The sequence below is a fragment of the uncultured Boseongicola sp. genome, assembly GCF_937988555.1.
Lineage (GTDB): Bacteria > Pseudomonadota > Alphaproteobacteria > Rhodobacterales > Rhodobacteraceae > Boseongicola.
Map to the genome: position 1 here is coordinate 1 of NZ_CALJXO010000391.1, position 8,277 is coordinate 8,277.

At 49.6% G+C, this 8,277-nt stretch carries 9 protein-coding genes and 1 pseudogene; 5 read left to right on the top strand and 5 right to left on the bottom strand.

Going from position 1 to position 8,277, the window contains the following annotated elements; all coding sequences use genetic code 11:
• From Q1B15_RS23075 to Q1B15_RS23090, 4 genes are all read right to left on the bottom strand, one after another.
• Positions 1–381, bottom strand: a 381-nt coding sequence (locus Q1B15_RS23075; protein ID WP_299758541.1) for a pentapeptide repeat-containing protein, incomplete at its 3' end; no start/stop codon positions are given.
• The gene (locus Q1B15_RS23080) at positions 378–4,322 is read right to left on the bottom strand and encodes a response regulator (protein ID WP_299758543.1); all 3,945 of its coding nucleotides are present in this window, start codon (positions 4,320–4,322) and stop codon (positions 378–380) included. The genes Q1B15_RS23080 and Q1B15_RS23075, both read right to left, overlap by 4 nt.
• Positions 4,319–5,569 carry an ammonium transporter gene (locus tag Q1B15_RS23085; protein ID WP_299758545.1) on the bottom strand — a complete coding sequence of 417 codons (1,251 nt, stop codon included), beginning with the start codon at positions 5,567–5,569 and terminating at the stop codon, positions 4,319–4,321. The genes Q1B15_RS23080 and Q1B15_RS23085 overlap by 4 nt, the downstream gene beginning before the upstream one ends.
• A 45-nt stretch (positions 5,570–5,614) precedes the next feature.
• Positions 5,615–5,977, bottom strand: coding sequence for a response regulator (locus Q1B15_RS23090; RefSeq protein WP_299758547.1), 363 nt, complete (start codon positions 5,975–5,977; stop codon positions 5,615–5,617).
• Positions 5,978–6,052: 75 nt separating this feature from the next.
• Here Q1B15_RS23090 and Q1B15_RS23095 point away from each other — a divergent pair, with 75 nt between their 5' ends.
• The 5 genes and pseudogenes from Q1B15_RS23095 (at position 6,053) to nrtS (ending at position 7,809) form a co-directional block, all read left to right on the top strand.
• On the top strand, positions 6,053–6,376 hold the full coding sequence (locus Q1B15_RS23095) for a response regulator (protein WP_299758549.1): 324 nt from the start codon (positions 6,053–6,055) through the stop codon (positions 6,374–6,376).
• Positions 6,377–6,427: 51 nt separating this feature from the next.
• Positions 6,428–6,643, top strand: a complete 216-nt coding sequence (locus tag Q1B15_RS23100; protein WP_299758551.1) for a hypothetical protein — start codon at positions 6,428–6,430, stop codon at positions 6,641–6,643.
• Positions 6,644–6,659: 16 nt separating this feature from the next.
• A pseudogene (locus Q1B15_RS23615) lies at positions 6,660–6,752 on the top strand (hypothetical protein); the annotation flags it as partial.
• Positions 6,729–7,451, top strand: a complete 723-nt coding sequence (locus tag Q1B15_RS23620; RefSeq protein WP_366141773.1) for a pentapeptide repeat-containing protein — start codon at positions 6,729–6,731, stop codon at positions 7,449–7,451. The pseudogene Q1B15_RS23615 and the gene Q1B15_RS23620, both read left to right, overlap by 24 nt.
• A gap of 115 nt (positions 7,452–7,566) precedes the next feature.
• Positions 7,567–7,809, top strand: a complete 243-nt coding sequence (gene nrtS, locus Q1B15_RS23625) for a nitrate/nitrite transporter NrtS (RefSeq protein ID WP_366141772.1) — start codon at positions 7,567–7,569, stop codon at positions 7,807–7,809.
• Positions 7,810–7,824: 15 nt separating this feature from the next.
• On the opposite strand, the gene Q1B15_RS23115 is transcribed toward nrtS, so the two are convergent.
• Positions 7,825–8,277: hypothetical protein (locus Q1B15_RS23115; RefSeq protein ID WP_299758553.1), on the bottom strand; the 453-nt coding region annotated here is incomplete at its 5' end.

Here is an 8,277-nt window from a genome sequence, read left to right on the forward strand (position 1 = left end):
ATTGGCCCCAGACAGATCTGCGCCGCGAAAATCCGCGCCGGTGCAATCACTGTCTGAAAGATCCGCACGCACCAGCTTGGCTTCCTGAAAGATCGTCCCCTTCAGATCACTCTTGTAAAGAGAGGCCGAAGAGAGGTTAGAACTGGCCAATTCCGCCCCGGCCAGGTCGCACATCTTCAGGTTGGCATTTTCCAAGTTGGCAGAAAAGAAATCAGCACCTGACAAGTCCCGGTCGGCAAGATCGGCTCCAGATAGATCCAACTCGCTAAAATCATGAAAGTTCTGGTCTTTACCTTCAGCCGCAGAACGAAAACGTGCCCATTCTGTTTTGTGCTTCTTCAGGGCTTCAACGTTTTCTTTTCCAGAGGGCTCAGAAGTCACAGTGGTTTCCCTCCTTTACTTGTCCACGCATCACCCAATGCAACTTTCACTTCTCCCATAATTTGCTCAATGGAACGCCCAGACTTGGCAATGATTTCATCGACACTCCCAGTCAATCTCGCGCGATCCTTCGCATCCAGATCTTTTGCTGTGATCACAATAACTGGCGTTCCGGCAGATGGAGAATTAGAATCTCTCAGTTTGTGAAGAAATTCAAACCCGTCCATGACCGGCATCATTAGATCCAGAAGGACAAGATCAAATTTCTTGTTCTGAATAGCCTCCAGCCCAATTAAACCGTTTTCCGCCTCGGTAACATTCCAGTTCACTTTTTCCAGTGATGACCTGATATTAACGCGCGCGGCAGGATCATCTTCAACAACAAGCACGCAATTGCTTTTCCCCTTGGCGTATTTCTCAACAAACCCGCGGAGTTTTTTCCGGTCAACGGGCTTTTGTATCGCATCCACCGCGCCGAGTTCATAGCTCATGCCCCGATCTCCAATCATCGAGACCATGAGCACTGGTATGTCCCTCAGATTCTTGTCTGCCTTGATTTGTCGAAGTACCGTCCAACCATCCATCCCCGGCATCATGATATCCAGGGTAATAAGGTCGGGGGTCAGGTCCGCGGCCATTTTTAGACCTTCGTTGCCGTCTCGTGCGGCCTTCACTTCGCAACCTTCTAGTTCCAAGGATCTTGTAAGAAGGTCGCGGGCGGATTGCTCATCATCCACGACAAGCACCAGCGGTTTTTCCTTATGTACCCGTTCAAGTGTACTCAGAAGGAGATCGGGAGAAGTTTTAGCTGCCGCAATCGCGGTATTGTCGTCTGTTACGTCCATACTGGCTTCTACCTCCAGTCCCTCGTGTTGCTTGGTCACTTTCATCGGAATCTCGATGATGAAGCTGGACCCGCGGCCCTCCTCGCTTTCAACACGAATGTCGCCACCCATCATTTGTGCAAAACGCCGGGTGAGTGACAGACCCAAACCAGTACCACCGTAGTTTCGCGTTGTTGAATCGTCTGCCTGAGAAAACTCCTGAAAGATCTTGTCGAGCTTGTCAGCGGGTATTCCGATACCAGTGTCAGAAACGCTGAATCTTACCCAGTCAGAGCCGCGGTTTTCGTATTTCTCAACCGCAAGGGTGATCGTGCCGTTTTCGGTGAATTTAGCCGCATTCGAAATTAGATTGAACAGCATCTGCCGTGTCTTGGTCAGATCCCCATCAAGTTTTTCAAGTCCTTCACCAATTTCGACGACAAGCGTATTGCCATTGGTTTTCACTAGGTTCTGCGCGGTGTCGGCTACTTCGTTGGCGACATCTGAGACATTGAATGCCTCGATATACAACTCCATCTTTCCGGCTTCGATTTTGGAAAGGTCCAGAACATCATTGATCAGAGACAACAGGTGCTTGCCCGCAGCTGTGATTTTCTGCAGGTCTTCATGCATATCGTCCAACCCGTCGTCGTCCGCGTCTTCGGCGAGCATTTCGGAATAGCCAATGATGGCGTTCATTGGTGTGCGCAACTCGTGGCTCATGTTGGCCAAAAAGGCGCTCTTGGCGGCATTGGCAGCCATTGCGTCTTCTCTGGCTTTATTCACCTCAGCTTCCATTTGAAGCTGTATAGTAATATCCCGGGTCGTGCCAATGTACATGACTTCCCCATCACCCAATTCGATGACCTCAACCCGCAAATCCATTTTGAAAATCGACCCGTCTTTACGTTTTGCGTCAACGATGCGGATAGTACCAACAATTGTGGATGGTTCACCCAAAATGTATTTTTCAAGATAATAATCATGCTCAAGCGCAACTTCTTTTGGCATGAGTATCTTGACGTTGCGACCTATTACCTCGTCAGAAAAATAGCCAAAAATACGCTCAGCCGAGGCACTGAAGGACTGAATTATCCCCTTCTGATCAATGGTAATTATGCCATCTGGGCTGGATTGAATAACCTTGGCAATGCGTTGTTTGCTGTCTTTCAGATCATCCTGGATACGTTCCATTTCCTCATTTTTGGCAAGAAGGTCGATTTCCTTGTTCTTTAATTCCGTAATGTCCGAGGTAACGCCGACTTTATCACCGTTGGGAATGTGAGATAGCTTGAACTCGATTGTTCGACCGTTGTCCAATGTGCTCTCAGTGCGCTGAAAAGAAGGGTCGGTGTAAAGTCCAACAACCTCTTGGATTTTCTCATCCTTGGGGCCTGACCCGAAATCGCCTCGATTTACGCGGAACTTAATAGATTCAGCAATGTGCACACCGGGCTCCACCAGGGATCGGGGCAAATCCAAATGCTCAAGAAACTGATCATTGCAAAAAATAAATTTTAGATCCTTGTCCAATAGATGAATGCCGTTTTGCATGCTCGACAGGGCTGAGTTCAATTGCCCCGAAGTCTCTGCCAACTCATCAGTCTGTTTTCGAACTTCTTCCTCCAGATGAGCCTTTTGTTCTTTCACCTCGTCAAAGGCGTCTTTCATCGAAGAACGCATTTTCTCGAAGTCTCTTGCCAAATCACCAATCTCGTCACCGGACTGAACTTCAACACTATCGTCCAAGTTCCCGGAACTCAGGCTTTCAGCCATGCCCGCCAACACTCTAATCGGGCGGGTCAATGAGAGAGCGAAATAGTACGCGGTGAAAACAGCGCCAGCCAGGATCACAGAGGCAAGAACAATTAGCAAATCTCGCAATTTCTCGAAGTCGGCCAAGGCTTCTGCCTTATCGATTTCGCTCATTATGACCCAGTTGATCCCGGGGACATTCAGTGGGCGAAATGCTGACAGAACGTCTACGCCACGATAATCTGGAAAAATCTGAGTATCGGTTTCTCCCGCCAAGGCCGCACGGGTACCGATTGTATCGACCTGCTGTAAACCAATGGAATTACTCTGGCTCTCTATCTGCCGTACGATGTCTTCCGGAGTACCAATCTCGCGGATCATTTCAAGATACTGCTCGCGATCTTCGATCAGGAATCGTGACTGATTACGAAGGAGTAAATCTTCACCGACAAGATAGGTTTCACCGGATACACCCAGTCCGACATCCTGCCATAACTGATGGGACGTCATGATGTCATTGATTGTATCAACGGATATTTCGAAAATGACTGTACCAGTGCGCTCACTTGATCCGAACACCGGAGCAGCCACAAAGGCTGTCGGTCGCCCCAAGGCTGGCAAGTACTTCTCAAAATCTGAAAATACAGTGTCGCCAGCCTCCACTTTAGTGGCAGCCAACGCCACTTTTCCAAGATTGCTGTCTCTATGCGGGCCGTTGGTTAACGATGTCCCCAATTCAATGCCGCGGTTAGTGGTATATGCTACGCGCTGATCTTCCGCTAGGACGAGGTAAATAGACTTGATTTCGAATCGTTTAGTAAACTCTTGGAACTCTCCGGTGAGCTTTTTCTGAAGATCCAAAAAATATTTCCACGAGAACGAGGGTTGCTCGTTGGGCTCCGCGATTTGGCCCACAACTAATTCGGACTGTATGAGAAGAGCAACGGGATCATTGGGGACAAGCGACGAAATCAATACGTCATCAATGCCAGTCATCCGAGTTTCTTTGAGCCTAGGGCCAAATTCTTCGGAATAATAACGGGTGACATTCAGAGTATTATCTTCATTGGAGCCACTGGCAATGGTTGGTAACGAAACCAAAGCGTAACCCAGATCAGCAAAGGCCTCCGCGATCGAAGGTGCCAACGCAATCGTTGCCACTTGGTTGCTTACCAGATCAAAATAACCCTCTATCTGCTGTGCCTTCAATTCGCGAACGGCTGTAAGTCTCGCAAACGCGGCTTTTTCCAGGGCTGCTCTTGATGAGTATCCCGAAATCAACGCCGCGAGCATCACTGCAATCATTGTGATTGGGACTGTAATCAGGATTATTTTTGATCCGATTTTCAAGCGACTTTTCACGACACTTTTTCTCCCGCAATCTGGATGTCTGAGGCCAAGTGTTGGGCGGCATCTTCATTTTCCACTGCGTGTTCACTGATGTTCAACCCGGCGATTTCGTGTTCAGCGCTGACCCGCAAACGGAACACGCGATTGATAATCCAAAACAACGCATAGGAAATTCCGAAACTCCACGCCGCATATGTGAGGACGCCCAAGGCCTGCACAGAAATTTGCTCGCCGCGCGACAGCCCTGTTCCCAGAACCTCCAGGTCGCCGTAAAGGCCCGTGGCGAGCGTTCCCCAGATTCCGGCGGCCAAGTGTACCGGTATCGCGCCGACTGCATCGTCGAGGTGAAATTTTTCGAGCAAATCTTCTGCGAATACCACGACCATACCACCCACCAGCCCGATAAGCGCGGCTATTGGCGTGGATACTGCAAAACAATTTGCTGTTATCGCGACCAGACCGCCAAGCGCGCCGTTCATGAATTGTGTGACATTCAAATTGTTGTGCACCGCGTAGCCCAGCCCTCCGGCTGCAAGCGCCCCGACTGAACCCCCGATGATCGTGTTCACAAGGATCAAAGGCACACTTTCATCCATCACTAGAGTGCTGCCGCCATTAAAGCCGAGCCACCCTATGAAGAGAAGAAGAACCCCCAACGTCGCCAGAGGCAGGTTGGACGCCTTGATCGGGCCAAACTCACCGAACCTCCCGATACGGGGCCCAATGACCATCAGTAGTGCCAACCCACTCCATCCCCCGACGCTATGTACTACTGATGATCCGGCAAAATCCACGAAACCCATAGAAGCTAGGAAACCATCACCCGAGCCCCCCCCAAACGACGCCCACGACCAATGACCAGCGACAGGATAGACTAATCCGGAAATAAAGAGCGCGACGATCAGATAAGCGCCAAACTTCAATCTTTCAGCAACGACACCCGAAATGATTGTCACTGCAGCGCCGCAGAACATCACCTGAAACAGGAAGAAAACGGCTGTATCAGCACTTTCGGTGGAAAAGTCAGGTAGTACCAAACCGGTTCCATACCAGCCCGACACTGTGTCACCAAACATCAGAGAAAATCCGATCACCCAGAACACAATTGTCGTCAGACAGAAATCAGCAAGATTCTTGATGGCAACATTGATGCTGTTCTTGGAGCGTGTCAGCCCGCTTTCAAGACACAGAAACCCAGCCTGCATCAGGAAAACCAGGGCCGCACACAGTATAAGCCAGAGCATGTCCAGGCTGGACATCACTTGATTTCCTTCAAACTGACGGCCCGCGAAACAGCCATCAGGTCAACCCATCATACTAGAGATCTTACCCAGCAATCGTTCAAAGTCGATCGGTTTTGTATCGTAGTCATCGCAGCCTGCATCCATCGCCTTTTCCTTGTCACCAGCCATCGCATGCGCCGTCAGGGCAATAATCGGGATGGCTTGTGTCCTGGCGTCGGATTTCAAAACACCTGCAGCCTCCCAACCATCCATCACGGGCAAGCTCATATCCAATAATATCAGATCAGGAGGCTCGCTCCTTGCCATATCCACTCCCTGCTGCCCGTCAAACGCCATAACGACATCAAAACCCTTTTTTTTCAGCCGCCGGGACAGCATGTCACGGTTCATTTCATTGTCTTCGACAAGGAGTATCTTGGCCATTTCTGCCCTCCATCTGGGTGTAAAATTCGTGGTCCCAAAACGAAGTGTACCAACCAAAAGCAATGGCATCCAATCATGAACTATATTTGGATCGCCTTGTGTTTAGAAGTTACGCCAAGTCTCAGCCTAAAACGCTATTGTACACTTGAAACTCTATTGGGCAAGCCGTGGGCAGGAGCTGACAGAAAGGCTGGATCCGGCAATCCGGATTTGATATCATTGGACATGAGCCTACCGGTAGTCGATGGCTGGCACGCTGCAAGAGCCTTGAAATCCAACGCAGCGACGAAAGATATTCCCATTATCGCGCTGACCGCACACGCCATGGCTGGTGACAAGGGAAAGGCCCTGGAAGCTGGTTGCGTTGACTATGACTATGACAAAAGCCAGTGGAGCTAACCCGATTGCTGGAGAAAATTGGGCAATGAATCGAGGCCCGGTCAAAAAGTCATGAATGACACTCGGGAATCCAGGCAAGATTCCGTCAAATCGGCTCTCATTGAAGGCGGTGAAGCGCTGCTTAAAGCAAAGAAGATTTTGGCAAGTGAACCGGATCTACTTAAGCAAGCAAATCTTAGTGAGTTTGATCTTAAGGATCTGGACCTGTCCTCCCTTGATCTTTCCAGTTCAGACTTATTTCGTGGCCGTTTCGTCGTAAAAATCTAAAAATTCGTCATTACAGGGTGCAGAGATTGCTCACGCTGACATGCGCCAAGTTGCTCTCTGCAAAGCGGTTCTTCGGGGCGCTATCTTGCAAGAGTCCGCCCTGTCCGATGCTGACCTTTCCTCAACCGACTGTCGTGGCGCTGATCTGCGGGGGGCAAATCTCAGACAAGCAAAGCTTGCAGGTGCGGATTTACGGGGCGCCGACCAATCACAAGCCGATCTAAATGGCGCAAATCTTGCTTACGCTGACGTAGCCGGGACCAAATTTCATTTCACAAAATTTAGTGAAGCAAATGTTACATATATTCGATACGGAAAGTATCGCGAAATGGTCGGAAACTACCTCGGTGTCCGCGGGATAGACAATTCCTTTGGCAGCGCGCTTTTCGTTCGCGATGCGAAGGGCCAAGACTACATTGACACCTTTTTTCAGACCCTCATGGACCGACCAAACGGGCTGGTTAGGTCGATCGAGCTGGTACTTTTCCGCGGCCGGGCCCTGATCGATCACGGTCGTAGTTTGTTGAAGGTCTCTCTATATGCAGTGATTGTCGCGATGCTTTACGGGCTGGTTTATCTGGCCGATCTGACACTGGGCTGGAATGTTATGGATTACTCCAATTCCGCTCAAACTTGGTTTACACCATTTTATTATTCAGTCGTGACTTTCACGACACTTGGCTATGGCGACGTAACCGCAAACTCTTTGCTGGGTGGGTTGTTGTTCATAAGCGAAGTCATTGTGGGCTATTTTACACTGGGACTATTGTTGGCCATTCTTACCAACACTATCGCACGACGAAGCTAGAGAGCCCTCTTTTCGTTCACAACGAACTCAACTTTTCATTTGTTGACATGACCTTAAGATACTTTTACTTGTCTCGCTCCTTACAGACTCAAACCGAAAATTGATTTGATCGCCGATGGATACTAGTAAAACGGGAACCTCGATTAAGCGCCTTGCTTTTGGTGACGGAACACCACGAAAGGCTGCCCTGACATCGCTTGTCGTCGGTACTGTTCTTGTGATGATAAATCACGGTGATGCGATCATTTCAGGTGTTTCTCCTCCAATTTGGAAGATTGTACTTACTTATTGCGTTCCGTATCTGGTTACGACCTGGGGCGCGGTGACCGGAAAGCTCTCGGAATTGAAAAGCCAATAGCTCTGGACTGACGGTTCAATTTGAAAATTTTGCAAGAGACAGCCGCGAAATTCTGATTGTCAAACCGGGATTCTTTAGATTTGCTTTTCTTTTGAGGCAATTGAGTTTGATTGCGCACATCCACTGCGGTTTGGTGCCAAGGCGCTGGCAGACGCTGCCAATAGGCTGACAAATGCTGCCGATCGTCCTGGCAGCGCCTTCCACACCCCCTACTAACCCTCTGAAATGCATAGCTAAGTGTTTACCCGGACAGTCAAAACGGCCCAATTTGACAGTTAACATACTGATTTCATTGAGTGAAACGCCCCTGCAACGCGAGTTGCGTATGGTGTGTGGAATTTGCCCCCGCGAGGGGCAGTAGCGCGTAACTTCACTGAGTTGATAACTCGTTGAAGTATCTCGCAAAATACCTGCGCCAACGCAGCCTAAGTGGCGGCTGAACGAAGCGGGCGAGTTGTTCCCCCGCGT

Excerpts from the sequence above, each read along its gene's own strand:
- Q1B15_RS23085 (WP_299758545.1), bottom strand. The coding sequence starts at position 5,569 with ATGTCCAGCCTGGACATGCTCTGGCTTATACTGTGTGCGGCCCTGGTT.
- Q1B15_RS23090 (WP_299758547.1), bottom strand. The coding sequence starts at position 5,977 with ATGGCCAAGATACTCCTTGTCGAAGACAATGAAATGAACCGTGACATG.
- Q1B15_RS23095 (WP_299758549.1), top strand. The coding sequence starts at position 6,053 with ATGAACTATATTTGGATCGCCTTGTGTTTAGAAGTTACGCCAAGTCTC.
- Q1B15_RS23100 (WP_299758551.1), top strand. The coding sequence starts at position 6,428 with ATGAATGACACTCGGGAATCCAGGCAAGATTCCGTCAAATCGGCTCTC.
- nrtS (WP_366141772.1), top strand. The coding sequence starts at position 7,567 with ATGGATACTAGTAAAACGGGAACCTCGATTAAGCGCCTTGCTTTTGGT.